The following is a 22,934-nucleotide window of genomic DNA, read 5'->3' as shown; positions in this document are numbered from 1 at the left end:
ACTGCACAGGGTTTATCGGGCTTTTTCGTTTATCACGCCTAGAGGAACGCGTACGCAATACCCTGCTTCGGCGCGCCACCTCGCCGCCCCCATAGCTCAACTTTACCGTCGATGACCGCCATTGAATGGCGATCATAGGCCACGACGCCCAGCTTGCCGCTCGCCAGTTCACTACTCGAGGATTTCCTGTAGAGCCCTTTCAAACCAAGGCGATCCAACGCTTCGTGGGGCATTTCGCCGTTGTTCAGGCTTTGCATCGCGTGGGCAAAGCTCTTTTTCGATTCGTTCGGGTTGTCGTCCAGACCATTGCCCTCCATCTGCGCACGCTTGGCGCTCGCCGCAAACATGAAGTTGGCATCAGTCAACATCTGCGGGTTATCGCCCTTGAACTGTGCATACCTGGCAGCCTGCCGTAATTCATCTTTGGAAAAGTTAACCTCTTTCCCATCGCGCATTTTCACGTAATAGCCATTGCTCGTCTCTTTGACCTCTGCGAAGACGTCAGTGGGCTTCTGACCAAACTTCATCATTGCGCCCTTAATCGCTGAAACGGTGACGCAATTGCCGTCCGGCCCCTGGCTGAATCCACTCCAGATATTGTCTGGTTTTTTACCTGGGTTACTTTCATCGGGTTTGTAATTGAAGTGCTTGGAGCCTTCGGTAATCGGCAGATTACTCATGGGCTCGCTGGGGCCGAAATTGTTGGGACTTGGCCTGCCACCGCCGCCTCCACCACCTCCACCTCTTGGCGATGGGCCAGGGGAAGGCGGTGAGGGCGTTGGCGATTCATCATCCAGTTCTGGAAACCACAACTTCATCAGGCGCCGCAGAAACTCCAACCAAGAGACGTCGGCCTTCTCCATCAGCTCCTGCATGATCTCTTTGAATTTTTCGTCACCGAGCTCTTCGCGCTTATCGTTCAGCTTGTCGCGAAGCTCTTGAGCGGTCTGGCTCTTGGAGGTTTTTTCGGCATCCATCAGTTGGCTGAGCAGTTGCCTGACCGACTCAGTGTTGGCGGCCTTGTCGTCATTGGCCCCGTACGCCGGACTTTGCCGCCCATATACATCGCCATAGATACCCGCGTCGAAACCGCGCGCTCCCCGCGCGCCGCTCTCCCACAATGCATAACCCGCCATTTACTTCCCCTATATTCGCCGGACGACAACCGTCCGCTGGCTGATCCGTGGCCAAATCGGCGTTATGCGTTCCCGCATCGGGGCGTGGTGAAACGAGCAGTAAATAACTATGTAGCGCACACAAAAAAAGGCCCCTCGATCGAGGGGCCTTTGATTGAACGCTGGTACTTGAGCGACGGTATCAGGTCATCTGAATGATGGTCTGCATGATGGTGCTTTGGGTGGAGATGGTCTTGGCGTTCGCCTGGTAATTGCTCTGGGCCTTGATCAGGTCCACCAGCTCGTTGGTCAGGTTGACGTTGGAGGCTTCCAGAGAGGAGCCCTTGATCGAACCCAGGGTACCAGATTCCGGCGCGTCGTAACCCGGCTGGCCCGATGCGAAGGTCTCTTTCCAAGCCGTACCGCCAGCCGGCTGCAGGCCTTGCTCGTTGTTGAAGCTGGCCAGGGAAATCTGGCCGATGGCCTTGCTCTGCTGGTTGCTGAAGGTTGCGAACAATACACCGCTGCCGTCGATTTTCAGGCCGGTGATCTGGCCAGTGGCATAACCGTCAGTGATTGGCGGGTTGCGGTAGCTGGCGGAGTTGTACTGAGTGACGTTGCCCATGTTGATAGCAATGCCGTCCTTGTTCGCTGTCGCATCGTTGGCCTTCCAGACTCCATCGGTGACTGTGCCAGGTACCCAATCCTTGATGGTCAAGGTGTTGCCGGCAACACCACCGGTCACGATGCTCTTGAGATTACCGGCACCATCGAAACTCAGAGTCGAGGGCACAGGCGCCTTCACGTCAGCACCGGTACCGGTAGGAGCCGAACCATCAGGGTTGCGGCCGTCAATCAAGGTGTAGGACTGCCACTGGTTGGCATCGGTTTTCACCACGTACTGCACCATCGGGTGGGCGTTACCCTGAGAGTCGTACAACGTAGTGCTGTATTGCGTAGTGAATGTTTCGGACTTGCTCGGATCAAACGGATTCTTGGTCTGGTCGATCACCGGGGACGAGGAGTTGAGGTTGCTGGCCGAATCCACCTTGGTGGACGCCTTCGGTGGCAGATTCGCCAGGTTCAGTTGCAGGTCCACCAGGCCACCCTTGGTTATCTTGCCATTCTCGTCCGCAGCGTAGCCCTGTAGACGCGAAGTGCCGGTGTTGTTGGTGATGTAGCCGTCCTTGTCCGCACGGAAAGCACCGCTACGGGTGTATTCCAACGAGCCGTCGCTACCCTTCTGCACGAAGAAACCACCACCCTGGATCGCCATGTCGAGGATGCCGCCACCGCCGTTGACGTCGCCCTGGGTGAACTGCTGGGACACCGCCGCCAGGTTCACACCGTTGCCGATAGTATTCTGGCCAGTACCCAGCTTGGAGGCCGCGTAGATATCGGCGAATTCCGCACGGGATGACTTGAAGCCAGTGGTCGCGACGTTGGCGATGTTGTTGCCGGTCACGTCCAGTTGTTTGTTGGCCGCATAGAGGCCGCTAAGGCCGATATTAAAAGACATGTTCTCTCCCTCTGCCGTATCTAGCCGGCTCTATGTACCGATAGTCTGAATTTGCGACAGCTTGACGCTGCCCATGCCGCCTGCAAGGTTGAGCAGCATTTCGCCGCCGGTCTTGCTCAGGGTCACGCTGGTTACCGTGGCCGGCAGTGAGGTGGCCAGGGCCACCGCATCACCCTTGTCGTTCTTGGTGGAGGCATTGAAGGTGTAGGTGCCGGCTGGGGCGATTTCGCCCTTCTCATTCTTGCCATCCCAGATAAAGCTCTGGCTGCCGGCACTCTGCGCGCCCATATCCACGGTGCGCACGACGTTGCCGTCCTTGTCGGTGATCTTGACGGAAATGTTACCCACCGCCGATGGCACCTCCACCGAACCGTTCATGCTCTTGCTGGTATCAACCATGGCTTTGTCGGTCTGGATAATGATCGACCGCCCCACCAGCGACGAAGCCTGCAGCGCTTGCGAGGAGCTGAAGTTGCTGGAGATGTTATTCACCGAGTCGTTGAGGGTGTTGATGCCTTCAAGGCTGCTGAACTGTGCAAGCTGGGCCACGAACGCGCCGTTGTCCTGGGGCGACAGCGGGTTCTGGTTTTTCAGCTGGGTGACCAGCAACTGCAGGAATGCATCCTTGCCCAGCGACTGGCTGCCGGTCGCGGCTTTGGAAACATTCGCTACATTGTTCGAAGCATCCTTGACCTTGGAATTGAACAGGTCCTGGACTGCCGTGTTGTTAGACGTATCAACGATGGCCATTATTTGGCGCCCCTTATCACTGACCCAGGGTCAAGACCTTCTGCATCATGGCTTTGGCGGTGTTCATCATTTCCGCGTTGGTCTGGAATGAACGGCTGGCGGAAATCATGTCAGCCATCTCCTCGACCACGTTGACGTTGGGGTAGTAGACGTAACCCTTTTCGTTCGCGGCGGGATGGTTCGGCTCGTAACGGGCCTCAAGGTTGCTCTGGTCTTCGACTACACCCAGCACCTGCACACCGGAGCCGGCTGCGTCCTGGTCCTGGAACAACGAATCACTGCCGCCGCTCTGACTAGCCTGGAACATGGTGGCAAACACCGGGTGACGCGCGCGGTAAGTTTGGTCAATGCTCGAAGACACGGTCTCGGCGTTGGCGATGTTACTGGCGACGGTGTTCAAGCGCGTGGTTTGCGCGCTCATGCCACTGCCGGCAATATTGAAAACACTGGACAGGGACATGGCTTACTCTCCACGCAGGGCTGACATCAGCCCTTTGAATTTACTGTTGAGCAGGGTGAAGCTGGCCTGGAAGTTCACCGAGTTCTCGGCGTAATTCGATTGCTCCAGTTGGGCGTCGACGGTGTTCTGGTCGATCGACGGCTGCATCGGCGTGCGATACAGCAGCGACTCGTCAGCATTGCCCAGGCCCTGCGCTTCGATATGACGGTTGTTGGTCATGTTCAAGGCGAAGGTGCCGTTCTTGGTCTTGTCCTGCTGGGCAGCGAGCACGGCGGAGAAGTCCAGGTCCCGAGCCTTGTAGTTCGGGGTATCGGCGTTGGCAATGTTGTTGGCCAGGACTTCGGCACGCTGGGCGCGGAAGCCCAGGGCTTGTTCGTGGATACCGAGCGCTTTATCGAAGCTGATGCTCATGGCGGAGACCTTTAGGCTGACCTGCTGTTCGTTAGCAGGGTTATAGCAAGGTACATGCCAATCTTGTGAACCCCCGTATATTAGGGGTTTGCGGGGAGATTGCCGGCGGCAATGCCAGAAAAGCGGCAAGTGATTTCCGCATGGCGCCAGTAAAGCGGCAATGGGCATTGCCACTTTGATTTATTTTGCCGCAATACAAAGGTGAAAGGGGGCTTGCCCCCGATGGCGGTGGTTCAGTTGATAAATCTATCACTGACACACTGCTATCGGGAGCAAGCCCCCTCCCACACTCCCACATTGACTTACTTGGCCTGGTAGATGATTCCCGGGCTGCACTGCACCATCTGGTAGTGATCCGGCAGGCCGTTCAAGGCTTCGGAAGCACCAAGGAACAGATACCCGCCGCGCTTGAGCGTGCCGTGGATGCGTAACAGGATGTCTTTCTTCACTTCAGCCGAGAAATAGATCAGCACGTTGCGGCAGAACACCATGTCGAACTTGCCCAGGCTGGCGTAGCTGTCGAGCAGGTTGAACGAGCGGAATTCCACGCGGTTCTTGATCGGTGCCTTGATCGCCCAGCGCCCCGCCCCCTTGGGGTCGAAGTATCGTTGCAGGCGCTCCTGGGACAGGCCGCGGCCCAGCGCCAGGCTGTCGTACTCACCGGTCTTGCAGTTGGTGAGCATGGTGCCGGACAGATCCGTTGCGACAATTTGCGCGCCTGCTTTCAACTGGCCCATATTGGTCCGTTCGAACTCGTCGATGGACATCGAGATCGAGTACGGTTCCTGCCCCGAAGAGCACGCCGCCGACCAGATACGCAAGCGCTGGCCCGGGCTGGCCTTGATCGCCTCCGGCAGCACTTTGTTCTTGAGCACTTCAAAGGGGTAGGTATCGCGAAACCATAAGGTTTCGTTGGTGGTCATGGCATCGACCACCATTTCCTTGAGCCCGCTGCGCGGCTGCGTCTGGATCCGCTGGACCAACTCACCCAGGGACTTGATGCCCTGCTGTTCCATCAGCTTGTTGAGACGGCTGGATACCAGATATTGCTTGTTTTCACCGAAAAATATGCCACAGGCTTTTTCCAGGAAGACCCGGAACTGTTCGAAATCCAAATTACCCGTAGACAATGGTACCGCCTCTTAAATCGTGTGACCGCCAGGGGAGAATCCCTCAGCTGTGATCTGCTGCCTTGATCCGGTCGACTACCCGGGATGCGAGGTCATCAGGACGGAATTTGGCCAGGAAGTCATCAGCACCGACCTTCTTGACCATTGCCTGATTGAATACCCCCGACAACGAAGTATGCAGGATGATATGCAATTTTTGCATGCGTGGATCGTTGCGTATCTCGGCCGTAAGGGTGTATCCGTCCATTTCCGGCATCTCGATGTCGGAAATCATCATCAAGAATTCTTCTTCTGGCTTCTTGCCTTCGTCCACCAGCTTGCGCAGGTAGTCCAGGGCCTGGCGACCGTCATTGAGCGCCACTACGTCCACACCGACAGTTTGCAGACAACGCGTGACCTGCTTGCGCGCCACTGAAGAGTCGTCCACGGTCAGTACGCGCAAAGACACGGCCTTATGCGCGGTCTCGGCATCCACCACACCTACGGAGATGGTTTCCGAGGTCGGCGCTACTTCGGCGAGGATTTTCTCCACGTCGATGATTTCCACCAACTGGTTATCGACCCGCGTCACCGCCGTCAGGTAGTGATCGCGCCCGGTGCCCTTGGGCGGCGGGTGGATTTCTTCCCAGTTCATATTGACGATACGTTCCACCGAGCGCACCAGGAACCCCTGGGTCTTGGTGTTGTACTCGGTAATGATCACGAAGGGACTCTGGCGGTCTTGCAAACCTGAGGACCCCGTGGCCAATGCCAGGTCGAGAATCGGAATAGTCGCGCCACGGATGTTGGCCACGCCACACACGACCGGATTGGACTTGGGCATGATCGTCAACTTGGGGCATTGCAGCACTTCACGCACTTTAAACACGTTGATGCCATACAACTGCTTGCCGTCCAGGCGGAAAAGCAACAACTCCAGGCGATTCTGCCCTACCAGCTGTGTGCGCTGGTTTACTGAATCCATTACACCTGCCATGCCCAGACTCCTAAAACTAGGGGTACGAAGCGTACCCAACACTAAACGGCACGAGCTTTGCTATTTGTTGTTCATGGATATTAAAACGACAGTTTCCCGACACTTTGGCTGCCAACGCTATCGCAGATTGCTCTGCGCCTCGATGGCGTTGCTTGCCTTGGGGCTCAATGCTGCGACCCGTGCCGACAACGTTACCCTGCCTGATGTACTTATCGGCGTCACCCAAGGGTTTCTTGAGTTCACTGTAGAAGATTATCTGGCAACCACACAGACGCCGGGGCGTTATGAAATCCAAGTCAATCAGTTGGACCCGCGTTTGCGCATGCCCATGTGCGACAGGGAATTGACAGCCACCCTGGAAAGCCCCTCTCAACCCATTGGCCGGGTCACGGTGAAAGTACGTTGTGAAGGTGCCTCGCCGTGGACAGTATTCGTGCCTGCGCAGGTCAAGCTGTTCCGTGATGTGGTTGTCGTTGCGCGGCCGCTGAAACGCACCGGTATTATTAGCTTTGAGGATGTGGCCCTGCGTGAACGGGACATCAGCCAGATCAACCAGGGCTATCTGACCTCAGTGGACCAGGCTATTGGGCAGCGGCTCACCCGACCAATGGTCACCGATCAAGTCATCACATTGGTTCACCTGGAACAGGCCGAAGTGATTCGCAAAGGTGACCAGGTGGTGATTTCCGCCAGCAGCGGCGGGTTGAATGTAAGAATGCCGGGTGAAGCGCTGTCCAACGGCGGCATGAGCGAACAGATCCGTGTCAAGAATCTCAACTCCAACCGCGTCATCAAGGCGCGCGTGACCGCCCCCGGGCAAGTCGAGGTCGCTTTATAGAACACTGGTAGAGGACGCTGGGTTTTCCTACACTGTGCACGAGAAGTTCCGTGTGGAGATTTATTGTCATTCGCGCCTAAAGTTTGTTTGGGTATGGCCGAAAACATGGCAAGCGTCCAAATACCCAGAGGTTTTTTCAACATGGTCATTGATTTCAGTCGTTTGAATAACGCCCCGGCTTTGCCAGGCAGTACGCGCACCAGCGGTGCCAAGGACAGCGTAGAAGCCAAGCCACAGCCCCTGCCCGCCAAGGCAGAACAGGCCAGCGTCAGCCAGAGTGGGGAATCGGTTCACCTGAGCAATGAGGCTCAACAGTTGCAGAAGGTCACTGACTCGCTGCGCGACCAGCCGGTTGTCAACAAAGCCCGCGTGGCCGAGTTGAAACAGGCCATCGCCGATGGCAGCTATAAAGTCGACAGCAACCGTGTCGCCAGCAAGCTGCTCAACTTCGAAGCCGAGCGCTAGGCAAAGGCCTGCGCAGGGCTTTTGGACGCTTAAAACCCAAGGCCAGCCATGCACCACGACGAACATTTGCTTCAACTGATCATTGATGATCTGGCGCCGACGCAGCAATTGCTCGAGCTGCTCAAAGAAGAGTCCCTGGCCTTGTACGGCCGGGATATGCGCTTGCTGGAAGAAATCCTGGCGCGCAAACAGTCACTGATAGTGCTGCTCGAACAGCACGGCAAGAAGCGCAGCGAGATTCTGATCAGCCTGGGCCTGCCTGCCGATCATGATGGCCTCGCGCAATTGGCCAGTCACTCTTCGGTAGGTGACCAGTTGCTGTCGCAAAGCAAGGAACTCAACCAATTGCTCGCCCAGTGCCAGGAAGCCAACCTGCTAAACGGCCAGTCGATCCAGCTTCAGCAAGCCACGACCGCCAATCAGTTACGCATACTCCATGGCGGCGAACCTCCAGCACTGTACAACGCACAAGGCTCCACCTCGCGTCTGGTCAAGCCAAGCACCCGCAGCCAAGCCTGACGCCGGTTTACAGCGCGACCTATCCAAAGTGCGCTACATACTGGCAAAATGCCGGTTCTTGCGTGTAGTCGTATTTTGCCTGGAGATGGAAGAACCGTGTTCAACGCCCTTAATGCGGAAGATGCCCCGCAGCCACCGAAGGTCCTCACCACGCCTCTGGAAATCGCCAGCACTTTGCGGATGCTCCAAGATAGCCATGATCCTTTGATCATCACCTTCCACGAGCGCAGCCAACGCTTTCAAAGCTATCTGGTAGACGTTTCCCGCGACAGCACCACGTTGGTCCTGGACGAAATGATTCCCCGTGACGGTGAACGCTACCTGGAGAATGGCGAGCCCTTTCGTATCGAAGGTTTTCACGATGGTGTGCGGATTGCCTGGGAAAGCAATGGCACACTGAGCCTCAGCGAAAAGGACGGCCACCGCATCTACAGCGGCAACATGCCCGCAGAGGTGGTCTACCATCAGCGCCGCAATGCTTTTCGTGCCGCATTGAAACTGGCGCAATTGGTGAATATCGAGTTGGGTGGCGAGAAACTCAAGGCCCCGGTCAACGGTAAGTTGCTGGATATCTCCGCCACCGGCTGCAAGCTTCGCTTTGAAGGCGACATCTCCGAGCGCCTGCAGCTGGGCCAGGTCTACGACCGTTTTGTCGCCGCCCTGCCCTTCGGCAGCATGACCACCGCCGTAGAATTGCGCTACCTGCACTTCGAAGACAAGATCAACATTACGTTCGCTGGAGTGCGCTTCCACAACATGAGTGGCTTGGTGCAACGCCAAGTGGAGCGCTTTGTGTATCAGTTGCAGCGCGAGGCTCGGCGCTTCGACAAAGACGACGATTTTTAAGCTCTAAACGCTGAAGCAAAAAAACGGGCAGATCCTGGCGGGATCTGCCCGTTTTTCGTTCAGGGTCGCGCCCTGCTCAAGTCATGAGGATGTTCGTCCGGGTCTGGGTGCTCTTGCGGCTCTTCATTAGCCGGCTCATCCGTTGCGGGTTCAGGCTCTGGATCAGGAACGCTGACTTGCATCTGCTCCTGCACCACCTGCTCATCCACCCGCGGGTCCAGCGCAGCAACCAATGGCGAACTGGACATGCTGTCGGGCATCGCCACGTGATGCAACGGCGCGTCGTCGACCTGATGCAGATTGGTTACTGCTTTCGGTCGGATTCGCCACACCAGGATCAACGCACAGAGGCTGAAAAACGCGTAGAGCATCTGGCTGCCGAATAGCTTCATGACGACACCTGCCAACAGTGGGCCAACGCTCGCGCCTATGCCATAGGTCACCAGCAGCATGGCCGTCAACGAAACCCGGCGGTCACCTTCGACGTGGTCGTTGGAAAAGGCCACAGCCAACGGGTACAGACAGAACTGCACCAGCGAACAAAAGAACCCCGTCACGAACAGCACTTCCAAGGGCACCTGAGCCATGATCGCCAGCGGCAACGCCGTTATCGCCAGGCACAAGGCAAAGCAGCGAATCAGCAGTGCTCGGTCATAGCGGTCCGACAACCAGCCCAGAGGCCACTGCACGAGCAAACCGGCGAAAATACAGCTACCCATGAACAAGCCAACCTGTTCAGTCGTCAGCCCCTGCTGGGACGCGTAGAGCGGCGCCAAACCGTAGAACGAGCCCACGATCAACCCTGCGCCCAGCACCGTACTGAGCGACTGCGGTACACGCTTGATAAAGAAGCGAGGCTCCATCGGCGCCGGGTGCAATGGTGCCGGGTGAATACGTCGGGTCATGGCTACCGGCACCAGGCACAGGGCAAAGCACAACGCGACCAGCATCAACAGCTCGAGCCCAAGATGAGGGTGCATGACCAGGATCAACTGGCCCAGCACCAGCCCAAGATAAGACGCGATCATGTAGCCACTGAACACTACGCCGCGCTGTTTGGCATCCGCCTGCTCATTGAGCCAACTTTCAATGACCATGTACTGGCACATCATGCCCAGGCCTACGATCATCCGCAGCACGATCCAGGCAGGCAACCAATCGATCAAACCGTGGCCCAGCACCGCTGCGCCGACGATCCCAGCGCAGGTGGCGTAGGCACGAATATGCCCGACCCGGGCAATCAGGCGGTGGCCGATCTTGCCACCCAGGACCAAGCCAAAATAGTTGGCGGCCATCAGCGCACCGACCCACAGGCTGTCGACATTGTCTGCCGCAAGGCGCAAGGCTAGATAAGTACTGAGCAGGCCGGAGCCAATCAGCATCATCAAGGAAGCGAAATAAAGGGCTCGAAAAGATTTCCAGATCTGGCGCATCGGCGTTCCGAGCGGCTCCTTGCAGTGAGAGACAGGGCTATCGGCATGATAGTCCGGGGTGGGCGGGTCCGGACAGGCGGTATTGCCTGTTTCCGGGGATTATTTTGCATAAGAGCTCAGACGCTGCACCGGTGCCTGCAGGTACACCATAGAGATAAATACATGACGCACCTGCTGTGAACCCCGAACCGCTGCAAGGTTCGACTGAACTTGGGCAGCATTGCAAAAAGTATCAATAGTGCAGCGCAGAGGAGAGGAGGACCAATAAGGGATATGGAACAAGCAGCGGGTGGCATTTCCGAGCGCCCAAAACAAAACCCCAACTGCTTTCGCAATTGGGGTTTCGGAATTTAATCTTGACGATGACCTACTCTCACATGGGGAAACCCCACACTACCATCGGCGATGCATCGTTTCACTACTGAGTTCGGGATGGGATCAGGTGGTTCCAATGCTCTATGGTCGTCAAGAAATTCGGGTACTGAGTCGTGACCAGCTGGCCTCGCTTCAGCAAATTGGGTATGTGACAGCTGTCGGTGCTTTGTGAGCGTCGAACTTTCGGTTCATTTCGTCTTCACACACCGCAATCTGATGCTCGTTAGAGTAGTCAAATTGCTTGGGTGTTATATGGTCAAGCCTCACGGGCAATTAGTATTGGTTAGCTCAACGCCTCACAGCGCTTACACACCCAACCTATCAACGTCGTAGTCTTCGACGGCCCTTCAGGGGACTCAAGGTCCCAGTGAGATCTCATCTTGAGGCTAGTTTCCCGCTTAGATGCTTTCAGCGGTTATCTATTCCGAACATAGCTACCCGGCAATGCCACTGGCGTGACAACCGGAACACCAGAGGTTCGTCCACTCCGGTCCTCTCGTACTAGGAGCAGCCCCTCTCAAATCTCAAACGTCCACGGCAGATAGGGACCGAACTGTCTCACGACGTTCTAAACCCAGCTCGCGTACCACTTTAAATGGCGAACAGCCATACCCTTGGGACCGGCTTCAGCCCCAGGATGTGATGAGCCGACATCGAGGTGCCAAACACCGCCGTCGATATGAACTCTTGGGCGGTATCAGCCTGTTATCCCCGGAGTACCTTTTATCCGTTGAGCGATGGCCCTTCCATACAGAACCACCGGATCACTAAGACCTACTTTCGTACCTGCTCGACGTGTCTGTCTCGCAGTCAAGCGCGCTTTTGCCTTTATACTCTACGACCGATTTCCGACCGGTCTGAGCGCACCTTCGTACTCCTCCGTTACTCTTTAGGAGGAGACCGCCCCAGTCAAACTACCCACCATACACTGTCCTCGATCCGGATAACGGACCTGAGTTAGAACCTCAAAGTTGCCAGGGTGGTATTTCAAGGTTGGCTCCACGCAGACTGGCGTCCACGCTTCAAAGCCTCCCACCTATCCTACACAAGCAAATTCAAAGTCCAGTGCAAAGCTATAGTAAAGGTTCACGGGGTCTTTCCGTCTAGCCGCGGATACACTGCATCTTCACAGCGATTTCAATTTCACTGAGTCTCGGGTGGAGACAGCGCCGCCATCGTTACGCCATTCGTGCAGGTCGGAACTTACCCGACAAGGAATTTCGCTACCTTAGGACCGTTATAGTTACGGCCGCCGTTTACCGGGGCTTCGATCAAGAGCTTCGCGTTAGCTAACCCCATCAATTAACCTTCCGGCACCGGGCAGGCGTCACACCCTATACGTCCACTTTCGTGTTTGCAGAGTGCTGTGTTTTTAATAAACAGTCGCAGCGGCCTGGTATCTTCGACCGGCATGAGCTTACGGAGCAAGTCCTTCACCCTCACCGGCGCACCTTCTCCCGAAGTTACGGTGCCATTTTGCCTAGTTCCTTCACCCGAGTTCTCTCAAGCGCCTTGGTATTCTCTACCCAACCACCTGTGTCGGTTTGGGGTACGGTTCCTGGTTACCTGAAGCTTAGAAGCTTTTCTTGGAAGCATGGCATCAACCACTTCGTCATCTAAAAGATGACTCGTCATCAGCTCTCGGCCTTAGAATCCCGGATTTACCTAAGATTCCAGCCTACCACCTTAAACTTGGACAACCAACGCCAAGCTGGCCTAGCCTTCTCCGTCCCTCCATCGCAATAACCAGAAGTACAGGAATATTAACCTGTTTTCCATCGACTACGCTTTTCAGCCTCGCCTTAGGGACCGACTAACCCTGCGTCGATTAACGTTGCGCAGGAAACCTTGGTCTTTCGGCGTGGGTGTTTTTCACACCCATTGTCGTTACTCATGTCAGCATTCGCACTTCTGATACCTCCAGCAAGCTTCTCAACTCACCTTCACAGGCTTACAGAACGCTCCTCTACCGCATCACTTACGTGATACCCGTAGCTTCGGTGTATGGTTTGAGCCCCGTTACATCTTCCGCGCAGGCCGACTCGACTAGTGAGCTATTACGCTTTCTTTAAAGGGTGGCTGCTTCTAAGCCAACCTCCTAGCTGTCTAAGCCTTCCCACATCGTTTCCCACTTAACCATAACTTTGGGACCTTAGCTGACGGTCTGGGTTGTTTCCCTTTTCACGACGGACGTTAGCACCCGCCGTGTGTCTCCCATGCTCGGCACTTGTAGGTATTCGGAGTTTGCATCGGTTTGGTAAGTCGGGATGACCCCCTAGCCGAAACAGTGCTCTACCCCCTACAGTGATACATGAGGCGCTACCTAAATAGCTTTCGAGGAGAACCAGCTATCTCCGAGCTTGATTAGCCTTTCACTCCGATCCACAGGTCATCCGCTAACTTTTCAACGGTAGTCGGTTCGGTCCTCCAGTTAGTGTTACCCAACCTTCAACCTGCCCATGGATAGATCGCCCGGTTTCGGGTCTATTCCCAGCGACTAGACGCCCTATTAAGACTCGCTTTCGCTACGCCTCCCCTATTCGGTTAAGCTCGCCACTGAAAATAAGTCGCTGACCCATTATACAAAAGGTACGCAGTCACCCAACAAAGTGGGCTCCCACTGCTTGTACGCATACGGTTTCAGGATCTATTTCACTCCCCTCTCCGGGGTTCTTTTCGCCTTTCCCTCACGGTACTAGTTCACTATCGGTCAGTCAGTAGTATTTAGCCTTGGAGGATGGTCCCCCCATATTCAGACAAAGTTTCTCGTGCTCCGTCCTACTCGATTTCATGACTAAGAGATTTTCGCGTACAGGGCTATCACCCACTATGGCCGCACTTTCCAGAGCGTTCCGCTAATCTCAAAGCCACTTAAGGGCTAGTCCCCGTTCGCTCGCCACTACTAAGGGAATCTCGGTTGATTTCTTTTCCTCAGGGTACTTAGATGTTTCAGTTCCCCTGGTTCGCCTCTTGCACCTATGTATTCAGTACAAGATAACCATCTTATGATGGCTGGGTTCCCCCATTCAGACATCTCCGGATCAAAGTCTGTTTGCCGACTCCCCGAAGCTTTTCGCAGGCTACCACGTCTTTCATCGCCTCTGACTGCCAAGGCATCCACCGTATGCGCTTCTTCACTTGACCATATAACCCCAAGCAATCTGGTTATACTGTGAAGACGACATTCGCCGAAAATTCGAATTTCTCAATTAAGAGAACTCACAAATTTTACCTTAGCCTGATCCGTTACCAGTGAAAGTAACGTTCAGTCTATCTTTCTATCACATACCCAAATTTTTAAAGAACGATCTAATCAAAGACTAGAAATCAATATTCGTTTCAGAATATTCATTTCTAAACTCTAACAGCAGAAGCAGTTAATGGTGGAGCCAAACGGGATCGAACCGTTGACCTCCTGCGTGCAAGGCAGGCGCTCTCCCAGCTGAGCTATGGCCCCATAACAAAATTGGTGGGTCTGGGCAGATTCGAACTGCCGACCTCACCCTTATCAGGGGTGCGCTCTAACCAACTGAGCTACAGACCCAATTTCGAGCGCAACTGATTAGCTAAGAGCTATCAGCTTGGAGCTTAAAGCTGCTTCTATCGTCTTCTTCAATGAATCAAGCAATTCGTGTGGGAACTTATGGAGCAGCTGATGTCGTCGATTAAGGAGGTGATCCAGCCGCAGGTTCCCCTACGGCTACCTTGTTACGACTTCACCCCAGTCATGAATCACACCGTGGTAACCGTCCTCCCGAAGGTTAGACTAGCTACTTCTGGTGCAACCCACTCCCATGGTGTGACGGGCGGTGTGTACAAGGCCCGGGAACGTATTCACCGCGACATTCTGATTCGCGATTACTAGCGATTCCGACTTCACGCAGTCGAGTTGCAGACTGCGATCCGGACTACGATCGGTTTTCTGGGATTAGCTCCACCTCGCGGCTTGGCAACCCTCTGTACCGACCATTGTAGCACGTGTGTAGCCCAGGCCGTAAGGGCCATGATGACTTGACGTCATCCCCACCTTCCTCCGGTTTGTCACCGGCAGTCTCCTTAGAGTGCCCACCATTACGTGCTGGTAACTAAGGACAAGGGTTGCGCTCGTTACGGGACTTAACCCAACATCTCACGACACGAGCTGACGACAGCCATGCAGCACCTGTCTCAATGTTCCCGAAGGCACCAATCTATCTCTAGAAAGTTCATTGGATGTCAAGGCCTGGTAAGGTTCTTCGCGTTGCTTCGAATTAAACCACATGCTCCACCGCTTGTGCGGGCCCCCGTCAATTCATTTGAGTTTTAACCTTGCGGCCGTACTCCCCAGGCGGTCAACTTAATGCGTTAGCTGCGCCACTAAGAGCTCAAGGCTCCCAACGGCTAGTTGACATCGTTTACGGCGTGGACTACCAGGGTATCTAATCCTGTTTGCTCCCCACGCTTTCGCACCTCAGTGTCAGTATTAGTCCAGGTGGTCGCCTTCGCCACTGGTGTTCCTTCCTATATCTACGCATTTCACCGCTACACAGGAAATTCCACCACCCTCTACCATACTCTAGTCAGTCAGTTTTGAATGCAGTTCCCAGGTTGAGCCCGGGGATTTCACATCCAACTTAACAAACCACCTACGCGCGCTTTACGCCCAGTAATTCCGATTAACGCTTGCACCCTCTGTATTACCGCGGCTGCTGGCACAGAGTTAGCCGGTGCTTATTCTGTCGGTAACGTCAAAATTGCAGAGTATTAATCTACAACCCTTCCTCCCAACTTAAAGTGCTTTACAATCCGAAGACCTTCTTCACACACGCGGCATGGCTGGATCAGGCTTTCGCCCATTGTCCAATATTCCCCACTGCTGCCTCCCGTAGGAGTCTGGACCGTGTCTCAGTTCCAGTGTGACTGATCATCCTCTCAGACCAGTTACGGATCGTCGCCTTGGTGAGCCATTACCCCACCAACTAGCTAATCCGACCTAGGCTCATCTGATAGCGCAAGGCCCGAAGGTCCCCTGCTTTCTCCCGTAGGACGTATGCGGTATTAGCGTCCGTTTCCGAACGTTATCCCCCACTACCAGGCAGATTCCTAGGCATTACTCACCCGTCCGCCGCTCTCAAGAGAAGCAAGCTTCTCTCTACCGCTCGACTTGCATGTGTTAGGCCTGCCGCCAGCGTTCAATCTGAGCCATGATCAAACTCTTCAGTTCAAACATCTTTGGGTTTTTAAGAAACCCTAAACTTGGCTCAGCAATCGTTGGTTACATCTTTGATTTCTCGCGGAGTAACTTGTGATGCTGATAATCTTGCTGACTATCAGTCTGACTCCACAAGCACCCACACGAATTGCTTGATTCAGTTGTTAAAGAGCGGTTGGTTAAGAGCTTTCGTCTCAACCGAGGCGCGCATTCTACAGCAGCCTCATTTGCTGTCAAGTGATTATTTTCAGAAGCTTTCGAAGATTTCTTCAACAACTTCAACCACTTGCGCTTCTGATCTCTCATCAGCGGGAGGCGAATTCTACAGGTATCAACATGAGCGTCAAGCCATTAAATCAAAAAAGATGAAATTCCTTCGGCACTGTCAATTTGACCTCGATTTGCCAGCCCTTCTCTATAGAGGAAAACAGGTGCGCTTCGGTGAAGCGCAAGAATCTTCCAATCATCCACCTGCGAAAACCCTGACACCCCCCCCCCTCAACCATCTGACAGCCGATAGAAAACGACTTCAGGCTTGAAATAAACCAAAGCTATATAGAAGGAATGTCTGAGTGGCGAAATCGGCGAACACCGACAACAGAAGGAACTAGCAACATGGATGGTGTCCCAGGGCCGGTTCGAACGGCCAACCTTCCCCTTAGGAGGGTCAAAAATACCACTTACAATTCATACACTTACCAGTTAAATCAATTGCTTAGCGTATGGTTGTGTCCGGCTGTTCTGGCTGATATTGTGCTTTCTGCTGGTACATTGCTGGTACGGACATGAAAGCCAAGATCACCCAGAAGCTAATCAACAGCCTCAAGCCTGAGGAAAAACACTATCGGGTGTTCGATACCGATCAGCCTGGCTTCTTCATCAGGATACAGCCAACCGGCCATATGGCCTACATGGTTTCGTGGGCACGCAACCGGGAGCGCTCCCTGGGCCGTGTCGGCACGCTCACGCTCGCCCAGGCAAGAACCGAGGCTGCCCGATATCTTGCGGACGCTCATGAGCATGGCGAGCCCCTGGCCGTCACACGCGGCAGACGGGGTTCATCCACCCCCAGCCTGCGAGAGTTCGTAGACGATACCTATTTGCCCTGGTTCAAGGCGCATAACAAGGGGTATGCAAAAACATTGCACACCCTGGATAACAATTTCGAATCGATCATGAGCCAGCGCCTGGACGCCATCACCGGTCGGGATCTGGAGTCGCTGCGCACCGCCTGGCTCACCGCCGGCAACAAGCCCTCGACCGTCAATCGCAAGATGGGCACCATCAGCGGCGTGTTCTCCCGGGCGGTCGATTGGGAGTATCTGCCCTCCTCACCCCTGGACAAGATCAAACCGCTAAAAGTCGACACCAAGGGCCAGGTGCGCTACCTATCGAAAGATGAAACCCGCAACTTGAGGAACGCCCTGGAGGTCCGAGAACATCGCGCTTGCCTTGAGCGTGACAGTGCAAACCAATGGCGAGCCGAGCGCAATAAAGTCCTTTTCCCGGACCTGAAAGAACTGGCATTCGTCGACCACTTAAAGCCAATGGTACTGGTATCCCTAAATACTGGAATGAGGCGTGGTGAACTATTTAGCCTGACCTGGCCAATGGTGAACTTCCATAACAAGACAATCACCGTGGGCGGTGATACAGCAAAGACTTCCGAAACTCGCCATATACCGATGAACGCCGAAACCTTCAATACGTTGAAGGCATGGAAAGATCAGAGCGGAGAATCAGCCTTTGTATTCCCTGGCCTGGAGGGAGGCCGGATGGAGGACGTTAAAAGCGCCTGGTTGAAGCTGCAGAAAGAGGCGTGCATCACCGGCTTCCGCTGGCATGACATGCGACACGACTTCGCTTCACGCCTGGTAATGGCTGGGGTTCCGCTCAACACCGTCCGGGATCTGCTGGGGCACACCGACATCAAGATGACGCTACGCTATGCCCACTTAGCGCCTGACGTTAAAGCGGCGGCGGTGGAACTTATTTAGCCTTAGACTCATGAACCATTCTTTTATAATCACTATAGGCAGGATGGAAAGGCTTGTTACTGTCTAGAAATTCATAGTAGCTATTGATCATCGACCACTCACTTCTTACTAAATCAATATTGATCTTTACATTCGGTGCGGACGACTTTTCCCCAAGCGAGACTCCGTTTAAATCGCCATAAAGGTCGAACTCACCTTTAAAGTAGTCATCACTTAAGACCCAGCCCGCCAGCCTTGAAAGATACGACCCGGCAAATCCTTCACCTAACCCCCCAGCTCTAAGTTTCAATGTCGGCTCATCTTCCGACCATATGCACTTGAAGACAAACATGAAATCAATCTTTTCAAGAGTCATGAGCTTGAAAGGGTTGTCGACGACCAAGTCCTCCAAACCTATCTCAATGAATTGCTCCATGAGCTTGACGATCTTTTCGTTCTTCGCCACGGCGGCGAGCTCGATACCCGCTTTGAGGTAAGGCTCGATGCGTGCCGACAGCATGACCTTTTTAGATCGGTTAGCCATTCGTCATCTCCCGTTATGATGTCAAAAAATATGATTGCATTCTTTGTTACTGACAATCATGATGCCTTCACCGTCCAGTATCGTCCGGGCGTTCGGCTTACACAACTGGAGTTTTATACATGAACCATATAAACCAAGCCCCAGCCATCGCTCTTGGCATAGATGAGGCAGCTCGAGTGATCGGAGTGGCGCGATCAACGCTTTACGAAATTGCAGCTCGCGGGGAGATCGAGAGCTTCAAGCTCGGCCGGCGCCGCCTGATCCTGGTCAAGGTGCTGGATGCGTACATCAATCGTGTGGCGAAGGAAGGTGCCCGATGAGCAAGCAGGATCGCGCCCTTGAGGCGCAAGCCCGTGAGGTGGCAGTGCAGCACGGTTGCATTGCTGTCCGCTCTACCAAACGGCTGCCGGTGAACGGTGGTGGTGGGTTCCAGGTGGTAGACGCGGAGACGTGTTTCGTCAAAGCAGGTCAGCGCTTCGATCTGAGCGCAGAGCAGGTAATTCAATTTTTCGAGGGGAACCCAGCATGAACAGAATGAACAGACAGATCGCACAATATGACGCCGAGCTAATGATGGACGCCGGCATTTTCATGAACACAATTGCCGCCCTGGTGAGCGACAACCTCACGGAAGAAACCTACGACGAAGGGAATCCGTTCTTGAACGGCTATCGACTGGATGGGCTCATGAAAGGTTTGAAGCTGGCAGGATCGAGCTTGTGTGCTCGTAGCGAGAATCTGACCGAAGTGATCGAGGAAGCGGAAACGAATGAGGAGAAGATGGCCCAGGCAGCGTTGGAGCGCCGCCAGGGTCGTGACACTAACTTGGAAGGCAATGTCGGGGCAGAGTGTGGCACGCAGCGCGCAGCCTGACAATCCTCTGACCTCAAGCAAGGGGGTCGTTAAACGCAACCCCCTTTGCGCCTGACTGTGAGCCGCTGAATGGAATGCCTAGCCACAAAACTACTTCGCCGTGGCGACACGGTGAGCATTGAGCGTGGGCAGCTCGCCATTCAACCGGCGAGCGGCAAGCCCGTACCGCCTGAGTGGATCGGTAGCAAAGCGCCGGAGATTTGCCGAACGGTGCTGGTTGCGATCGGCGTCGACGCATTCAGGTACGCGGGTTACAGCACCGGCCGGTACGGGGAGCATAAATCGCCCGGACTGACCCTGCGCTTCACGTCGGTGCTTACAGGCGAGACTGCCTACGCCATTTTCAACGTTGACCTGACCCGCAAGCGGACCACAACAGGAGGCAAAGCGGGCGCACCTCTCCCCGCCGGTGAATTCCGTGTTGGTGAGCGGAGCCGGTTCTACAAGTTCTGGATTAGCACTGGCCTGCAGGTTCCTGAGCGCATGCAACGGTTCCACAAATGCATGGGCAAGCTCTCCAGCATCTTGCTGGCTGGCACGGTGAGCAAGGACCGGTTTGACGTGCAGTCGCTCCAACCTGTGACCATCACCGCAGACCAAGTCCGCCTGGCAGTTCTAGGGCACAACTTGGGCACAACTAAGGCACAACTAGGGCACAAGGAGGGCACAAGGCCAGGGCACAAGGAAACGGCTACAGACCACGAACCACAAGGCTTTCAGCCGATTTCAACTACGTGTGTTTCAAACTACGAAAACAAGTTAATAAGAAAGGACGAATACAAGACCATTCCTTACACCCCTATAGATACCCCTAAGCCTCCCGAGGAGCAAAGTGTCGATGAATGGCTTGATGCTTACAGCTCGACCTGAGATGTCACGAAAACCCGTTGCATCTGAGACGCCCCCACTTTTGGGGACATCTCCTGAAAACTCAGGGCATCTAGATACCCGCAAATCCGGGGATGTACCCCGTCGATTCAACGGGTCAGGTACATACGGGATTTTCACACATGTACCAATCATCGCGATCCGCGACTTTTCAACCAGGCGCGATTTGAAATCTGACTTGGTCCGATTTAAAACGCGACCAAGTTGATCACTACGAAAGTTTCGCAGTACCCCACTACCCGGAAAGTGTAGTGAGACATATGCGAGACGTACTTTAGGACTGATTACTGCTCAGGCCATGCAAAACAACAGATTGCGTTGTTTTCAGTATCCACGCTCTGGGAGGAGGTTTTCTCAAAGCGGCGAAATTCGAGGTTTAGCCAGTGTCGACGAAATTCGTCGGCACTCACCAACCCAGAACGATGAACCAAAAATGGATCATCCCCCGTTGGGGTAACACCCTTCGGCGCAGGAAGTTGTACTCCCTCAATTTGAGGAAGTCCCAGGGGTCGATTTGAAATCGACCCTGACCAATCTCCTCAAGTTGAGGGAATTAACTCCCACCATTGGTGGAAGACCCCAACCCCTAATGGGGGACGGACAACAAATGAACTTGCACTTAGGGTTGCTGAACGTATACTGGACACTCATACAGCGCGTGATGTGCTGTATCCCGTCCAGTTGCGCGTGATGCGTTCCCTGAGCGGCAAATGAAACTATTTGCTCCTTATGAGAGAACACCACCTATGCGCCCATTTCAAAGCGCCCCGCTGCAATTCAAGTTCGCCGCCGATGACTCGGTGGGCAGCTTTACCGGCTACGCCTCAACCTTCGGCGGTGAGCCAGACTTCCACGGTGACATCATCGCCCATGGGGCATTCACCAAGAGCCTGGCCAAGCACGCAGCCGCCGGCACCCGTCCTGCACTCCTTTGGCAGCACGATCAGACCAACCCTGTAGGTGTTTGGGATTCCTTCGATGAGGACGCCCAGGGCCTTCTGTCGTCTGGTCGCTTCACCTTGGACGTTCCACAAGCCAAATCAGCTCACGCCCTGGCAAAGGACGGCGCGCTGGCCTTGAGCATCGGTTACACGATCCCGCCCGGCGGTGCCGAGCTGGTGAATGGTGCCCGCCTGTTGAAACAGATTGACCTGGTGGAGGTGAGCCTTGTGGCCATCGCCGCCAACCCCAACTCCCGGATCGTCAGCGTGAAATGCGCCTTTGATCCAGCAAGCCCGAACCCTCGGGAATTTGAACGCGCCGCGCGTGATGCGCTGGGGCTCTCAGCCCGCGAAGCCAAGAGGCTTATGTCGGGCGGCTGGAACGGCCTTGTTCGCGATGAGCAAGTCGACAACAGCGCAGAACTGGCCCAGATCGCGGCCAAACTCCAGAACATCACCGCGTCCCTTCAAGGACGCTGAGGTATCACCATGTCACTCGAACTACTGACCAAAGCCGTGGATGACCACGGTACAGCCGTAAAGGCAATGAGCCAAAAGGTTGAAGAAAGCCTGACCAAAGCCGAGCAGGCCCTGGAGATTGTGCAAAAAATGGAAGAGAAAGGCGTGCGTCTGCGCGGCGGTACGAACGTCGCTGACACCAAGGGCGCGGTACAAGCGTTCCTCAAGTCTCAGGGCGTTGCTGCTATCCGATCCGGTGCCAAAGACACAGGCCGCGTTGAACTGCCGTCGATCAGCATCAAGGCGCTGGTCAACTCTGGTCGCGGCCAGGCCGGTGACAGTGAGTACACCGTGCGTGCCGAACACGCCGCCGGCATCCAGAACGATCCACGGCTGGCATTCCAGTTGCTCGAGGTTCTGGCCAGCATCCCGGTCGGCTCAGGCACTTACGAGTTCACTCAACTGGAGAGCTTCGACAACAACGCCGACTACCAGCTGAAGGAAGGCCAGCTCAAGGCCGAGTCGAACGTCACGCTGGTGGAGGCAACCGCCAGCATCCAGACCGTCGCACACTGGACACGCGCCTCTGTTCAGGTGCTGGACGATGAGCCATCGCTGCAGTCCTACCTCGGCAACCTGCTGGGCTATGGCGCACTGGCCAAGCTGGAGGCAGAGATCATCAACGGCACAGGTGGTGCAGGCAAGATCCTGGGCCTGATGGCGCAAGCGGTGCCATTCGTGCCAGCCATCGCCACCACTCCAACTGATCGGGTTGGTGAGGTAGCCGCGAGCATGAAGGCCGAAGGCTGGAAGCCAAGCGTGGTGCTGATGAACCCGCTGGATTGGTTCGCCATCCAAATCCAGAAGAGCACAGACGGTCTGTACCTGTTGGGTGGACCACAAGACCCAGCCAACGCCACGCTGTGGAAGAACGTGGTGGTGGAGACTCCAAGCCTGGCACGTGGCAAGGCGTTGATCATCGATCCAGCACACGTTCGCATCCTCGACCGTATGCAGCCAACCGTCATCGCCACTCGCTTCGACCGTGACAACCTGGTCACCAACCTGGTGACACTGCTGGCCGAGCTGCGCGCTGGTCTGGCTGTGTTCGCCAATGATGCTATCCGTTCGGTAGACCTGACAGCAGCCTAAGCATCATCGCAGCCACGGCGACCCGCAAGGGATACGTGGCAGGGATCAGTCGGCCAGTGCCCTACAACTCAAC

Annotated in this window: 21 protein-coding genes, 2 tRNA genes and 3 rRNA genes; 12 read left to right on the top strand and 14 right to left on the bottom strand. The window is 55.0% G+C overall.

From position 1 onward, the window contains the following. Positions 1-38: 38 nt before the first annotated feature. From BLU48_RS02660 to BLU48_RS02630, 7 genes are all read right to left on the bottom strand, one after another. Entirely contained in the window at positions 39-1,136 is a 1,098-nt protein-coding gene (locus tag BLU48_RS02660; RefSeq protein ID WP_371851121.1) for a hypothetical protein, read from the bottom strand. Positions 1,137-1,317: 181 nt separating this feature from the next. Then, the gene (gene flgE, locus BLU48_RS02655) at positions 1,318-2,634 is read right to left on the bottom strand and encodes a flagellar hook protein FlgE (protein ID WP_057025513.1); all 1,317 of its coding nucleotides are present in this window, start codon (positions 2,632-2,634) and stop codon (positions 1,318-1,320) included. A 30-nt stretch (positions 2,635-2,664) separates the two neighbouring features. Continuing rightward, on the bottom strand, positions 2,665-3,384 hold the full coding sequence (gene flgD, locus BLU48_RS02650) for a flagellar hook assembly protein FlgD (RefSeq protein ID WP_057025512.1): 720 nt from the start codon (positions 3,382-3,384) through the stop codon (positions 2,665-2,667). Between the two features lie 16 nt (positions 3,385-3,400). Next, positions 3,401-3,844 (bottom strand): flagellar basal body rod protein FlgC, encoded by a 444-nt coding sequence (gene flgC / locus BLU48_RS02645; RefSeq protein WP_057025511.1) that lies wholly within the window; start codon positions 3,842-3,844, stop codon positions 3,401-3,403. 3 nt (positions 3,845-3,847) lie between these two features. Continuing rightward, complete coding sequence (gene flgB / locus BLU48_RS02640) at positions 3,848-4,255, bottom strand: flagellar basal body rod protein FlgB (protein WP_046069172.1); 408 nt, start codon at positions 4,253-4,255, stop codon at positions 3,848-3,850. A 302-nt stretch (positions 4,256-4,557) separates the two neighbouring features. After that, positions 4,558-5,385, bottom strand: coding sequence for a protein-glutamate O-methyltransferase CheR (cheR, locus tag BLU48_RS02635; protein WP_057025510.1), 828 nt, complete (start codon positions 5,383-5,385; stop codon positions 4,558-4,560). 43 nt (positions 5,386-5,428) lie between these two features. Further along, positions 5,429-6,361 carry a chemotaxis protein CheV gene (locus BLU48_RS02630; RefSeq protein ID WP_046069174.1) on the bottom strand — a complete coding sequence of 311 codons (933 nt, stop codon included), beginning with the start codon at positions 6,359-6,361 and terminating at the stop codon, positions 5,429-5,431. A 73-nt stretch (positions 6,362-6,434) separates the two neighbouring features. Between BLU48_RS02630 and flgA the strand changes: the two genes are divergently transcribed. The 4 genes from flgA (at position 6,435) to BLU48_RS02610 (ending at position 9,029) form a co-directional block, all read left to right on the top strand. Then, on the top strand, positions 6,435-7,199 hold the full coding sequence (gene flgA / locus BLU48_RS02625) for a flagellar basal body P-ring formation chaperone FlgA (RefSeq protein WP_057025540.1): 765 nt from the start codon (positions 6,435-6,437) through the stop codon (positions 7,197-7,199). 141 nt (positions 7,200-7,340) lie between these two features. Next, positions 7,341-7,664: a flagellar biosynthesis anti-sigma factor FlgM gene (gene flgM, locus BLU48_RS02620; RefSeq protein ID WP_046069175.1), complete on the top strand. Its 324-nt coding sequence runs from the start codon at positions 7,341-7,343 to the stop codon at positions 7,662-7,664. A 48-nt stretch (positions 7,665-7,712) separates the two neighbouring features. After that, positions 7,713-8,183 (top strand): flagella synthesis protein FlgN, encoded by a 471-nt coding sequence (locus BLU48_RS02615; protein ID WP_057014683.1) that lies wholly within the window; start codon positions 7,713-7,715, stop codon positions 8,181-8,183. 96 nt (positions 8,184-8,279) lie between these two features. Beyond that, complete coding sequence (locus BLU48_RS02610; protein ID WP_057025509.1) at positions 8,280-9,029, top strand: flagellar brake protein; 750 nt, start codon at positions 8,280-8,282, stop codon at positions 9,027-9,029. A gap of 59 nt (positions 9,030-9,088) precedes the next feature. Here the strand turns inward: BLU48_RS02610 and BLU48_RS02605 are convergent, their stop codons facing one another. The 6 genes from BLU48_RS02605 to BLU48_RS02580 all read right to left on the bottom strand — a co-directional run bounded on the left by BLU48_RS02605 (position 9,089) and on the right by BLU48_RS02580 (position 16,040). Continuing rightward, positions 9,089-10,462 (bottom strand): MFS transporter, encoded by a 1,374-nt coding sequence (locus tag BLU48_RS02605; protein WP_057025508.1) that lies wholly within the window; start codon positions 10,460-10,462, stop codon positions 9,089-9,091. Between the two features lie 354 nt (positions 10,463-10,816). Continuing rightward, positions 10,817-10,932 (bottom strand): 5S ribosomal RNA (gene rrf / locus BLU48_RS02600). Between the two features lie 157 nt (positions 10,933-11,089). After that, a 23S ribosomal RNA gene (locus BLU48_RS02595) occupies positions 11,090-13,981 on the bottom strand. Positions 13,982-14,218: 237 nt separating this feature from the next. Further along, positions 14,219-14,294: transfer RNA gene (locus tag BLU48_RS02590), tRNA-Ala, on the bottom strand. 10 nt (positions 14,295-14,304) lie between these two features. Then, positions 14,305-14,381: transfer RNA gene (locus BLU48_RS02585), tRNA-Ile, on the bottom strand. 122 nt (positions 14,382-14,503) lie between these two features. Further along, positions 14,504-16,040 (bottom strand): 16S ribosomal RNA (locus BLU48_RS02580). The 16S, 23S and 5S rRNA genes sit together here with 2 tRNA genes alongside, the layout of an rRNA operon. 32 nt (positions 16,041-16,072) lie before the next feature. Between BLU48_RS02580 and BLU48_RS32175 the strand changes: the two genes are divergently transcribed. Together BLU48_RS32175 and BLU48_RS02570 are read left to right on the top strand one after the other, a co-directional pair. Continuing rightward, complete coding sequence (locus tag BLU48_RS32175; RefSeq protein ID WP_231989010.1) at positions 16,073-16,567, top strand: hypothetical protein; 495 nt, start codon at positions 16,073-16,075, stop codon at positions 16,565-16,567. A gap of 246 nt (positions 16,568-16,813) precedes the next feature. Then, on the top strand, positions 16,814-18,025 hold the full coding sequence (locus BLU48_RS02570; RefSeq protein WP_057023910.1) for a phage integrase: 1,212 nt from the start codon (positions 16,814-16,816) through the stop codon (positions 18,023-18,025). Here the strand turns inward: BLU48_RS02570 and BLU48_RS02565 are convergent. Then, on the bottom strand, positions 18,018-18,548 hold the full coding sequence (locus BLU48_RS02565) for a hypothetical protein (RefSeq protein ID WP_057023909.1): 531 nt from the start codon (positions 18,546-18,548) through the stop codon (positions 18,018-18,020). The two genes, BLU48_RS02570 and BLU48_RS02565, sit on opposite strands and share 8 nt — an antisense overlap. A 119-nt stretch (positions 18,549-18,667) precedes the next feature. Between BLU48_RS02565 and BLU48_RS02560 the strand changes: the two genes are divergently transcribed. The 6 genes from BLU48_RS02560 to BLU48_RS02535 all read left to right on the top strand — a co-directional run bounded on the left by BLU48_RS02560 (position 18,668) and on the right by BLU48_RS02535 (position 22,861). After that, positions 18,668-18,868 carry a helix-turn-helix domain-containing protein gene (locus tag BLU48_RS02560; protein WP_057023908.1) on the top strand — a complete coding sequence of 67 codons (201 nt, stop codon included), beginning with the start codon at positions 18,668-18,670 and terminating at the stop codon, positions 18,866-18,868. Beyond that, a complete protein-coding gene (locus tag BLU48_RS02555; RefSeq protein WP_057023907.1) occupies positions 18,865-19,077 on the top strand; it encodes a hypothetical protein in 213 nt (70 codons plus the stop codon). Before BLU48_RS02560 ends, BLU48_RS02555 begins: the two co-directional genes overlap by 4 nt. Next, positions 19,074-19,421, top strand: coding sequence for a hypothetical protein (locus BLU48_RS02550; protein WP_231989009.1), 348 nt, complete (start codon positions 19,074-19,076; stop codon positions 19,419-19,421). The genes BLU48_RS02555 and BLU48_RS02550 overlap by 4 nt, the downstream gene beginning before the upstream one ends. Positions 19,422-19,490: 69 nt before the next feature. Beyond that, positions 19,491-20,291, top strand: coding sequence for a hypothetical protein (locus BLU48_RS02545; RefSeq protein ID WP_057023906.1), 801 nt, complete (start codon positions 19,491-19,493; stop codon positions 20,289-20,291). 764 nt (positions 20,292-21,055) lie between these two features. After that, positions 21,056-21,730: an HK97 family phage prohead protease gene (locus BLU48_RS02540; RefSeq protein ID WP_057023905.1), complete on the top strand. Its 675-nt coding sequence runs from the start codon at positions 21,056-21,058 to the stop codon at positions 21,728-21,730. Between the two features lie 9 nt (positions 21,731-21,739). Next, positions 21,740-22,861: a phage major capsid protein gene (locus BLU48_RS02535; RefSeq protein ID WP_057023904.1), complete on the top strand. Its 1,122-nt coding sequence runs from the start codon at positions 21,740-21,742 to the stop codon at positions 22,859-22,861. The last annotated feature ends 73 nt before the right edge of the window (positions 22,862-22,934 follow it).

This window comes from Pseudomonas synxantha (assembly GCF_900105675.1).
Lineage (GTDB): Bacteria > Pseudomonadota > Gammaproteobacteria > Pseudomonadales > Pseudomonadaceae > Aquipseudomonas > Aquipseudomonas synxantha.
The sequence above is the reverse complement of the archived record's forward strand: the minus strand, read 5'-3'. Positions and strand labels throughout refer to the sequence as shown.

Excerpts from the sequence above, each read along its gene's own strand:
- BLU48_RS02545 (WP_057023906.1), top strand. The coding sequence starts at position 19,491 with ATGGAATGCCTAGCCACAAAACTACTTCGCCGTGGCGACACGGTGAGC.
- flgA (WP_057025540.1), top strand. The coding sequence starts at position 6,435 with ATGGATATTAAAACGACAGTTTCCCGACACTTTGGCTGCCAACGCTAT.
- flgB (WP_046069172.1), bottom strand. The coding sequence starts at position 4,255 with ATGAGCATCAGCTTCGATAAAGCGCTCGGTATCCACGAACAAGCCCTG.
- BLU48_RS02560 (WP_057023908.1), top strand. The coding sequence starts at position 18,668 with ATGAACCATATAAACCAAGCCCCAGCCATCGCTCTTGGCATAGATGAG.
- BLU48_RS02555 (WP_057023907.1), top strand. The coding sequence starts at position 18,865 with ATGAGCAAGCAGGATCGCGCCCTTGAGGCGCAAGCCCGTGAGGTGGCA.
- BLU48_RS02605 (WP_057025508.1), bottom strand. The coding sequence starts at position 10,462 with ATGCGCCAGATCTGGAAATCTTTTCGAGCCCTTTATTTCGCTTCCTTG.
- BLU48_RS02660 (WP_371851121.1), bottom strand. The coding sequence starts at position 1,136 with ATGGCGGGTTATGCATTGTGGGAGAGCGGCGCGCGGGGAGCGCGCGGT.
- flgM (WP_046069175.1), top strand. The coding sequence starts at position 7,341 with ATGGTCATTGATTTCAGTCGTTTGAATAACGCCCCGGCTTTGCCAGGC.
- BLU48_RS02550 (WP_231989009.1), top strand. The coding sequence starts at position 19,074 with ATGAACAGAATGAACAGACAGATCGCACAATATGACGCCGAGCTAATG.
- BLU48_RS02565 (WP_057023909.1), bottom strand. The coding sequence starts at position 18,548 with ATGGCTAACCGATCTAAAAAGGTCATGCTGTCGGCACGCATCGAGCCT.
- BLU48_RS02535 (WP_057023904.1), top strand. The coding sequence starts at position 21,740 with ATGTCACTCGAACTACTGACCAAAGCCGTGGATGACCACGGTACAGCC.
- flgD (WP_057025512.1), bottom strand. The coding sequence starts at position 3,384 with ATGGCCATCGTTGATACGTCTAACAACACGGCAGTCCAGGACCTGTTC.
- BLU48_RS02615 (WP_057014683.1), top strand. The coding sequence starts at position 7,713 with ATGCACCACGACGAACATTTGCTTCAACTGATCATTGATGATCTGGCG.
- BLU48_RS02540 (WP_057023905.1), top strand. The coding sequence starts at position 21,056 with ATGCGCCCATTTCAAAGCGCCCCGCTGCAATTCAAGTTCGCCGCCGAT.
- flgE (WP_057025513.1), bottom strand. The coding sequence starts at position 2,634 with ATGTCTTTTAATATCGGCCTTAGCGGCCTCTATGCGGCCAACAAACAA.
- BLU48_RS02570 (WP_057023910.1), top strand. The coding sequence starts at position 16,814 with ATGAAAGCCAAGATCACCCAGAAGCTAATCAACAGCCTCAAGCCTGAG.
- flgC (WP_057025511.1), bottom strand. The coding sequence starts at position 3,844 with ATGTCCCTGTCCAGTGTTTTCAATATTGCCGGCAGTGGCATGAGCGCG.
- BLU48_RS02630 (WP_046069174.1), bottom strand. The coding sequence starts at position 6,361 with ATGGCAGGTGTAATGGATTCAGTAAACCAGCGCACACAGCTGGTAGGG.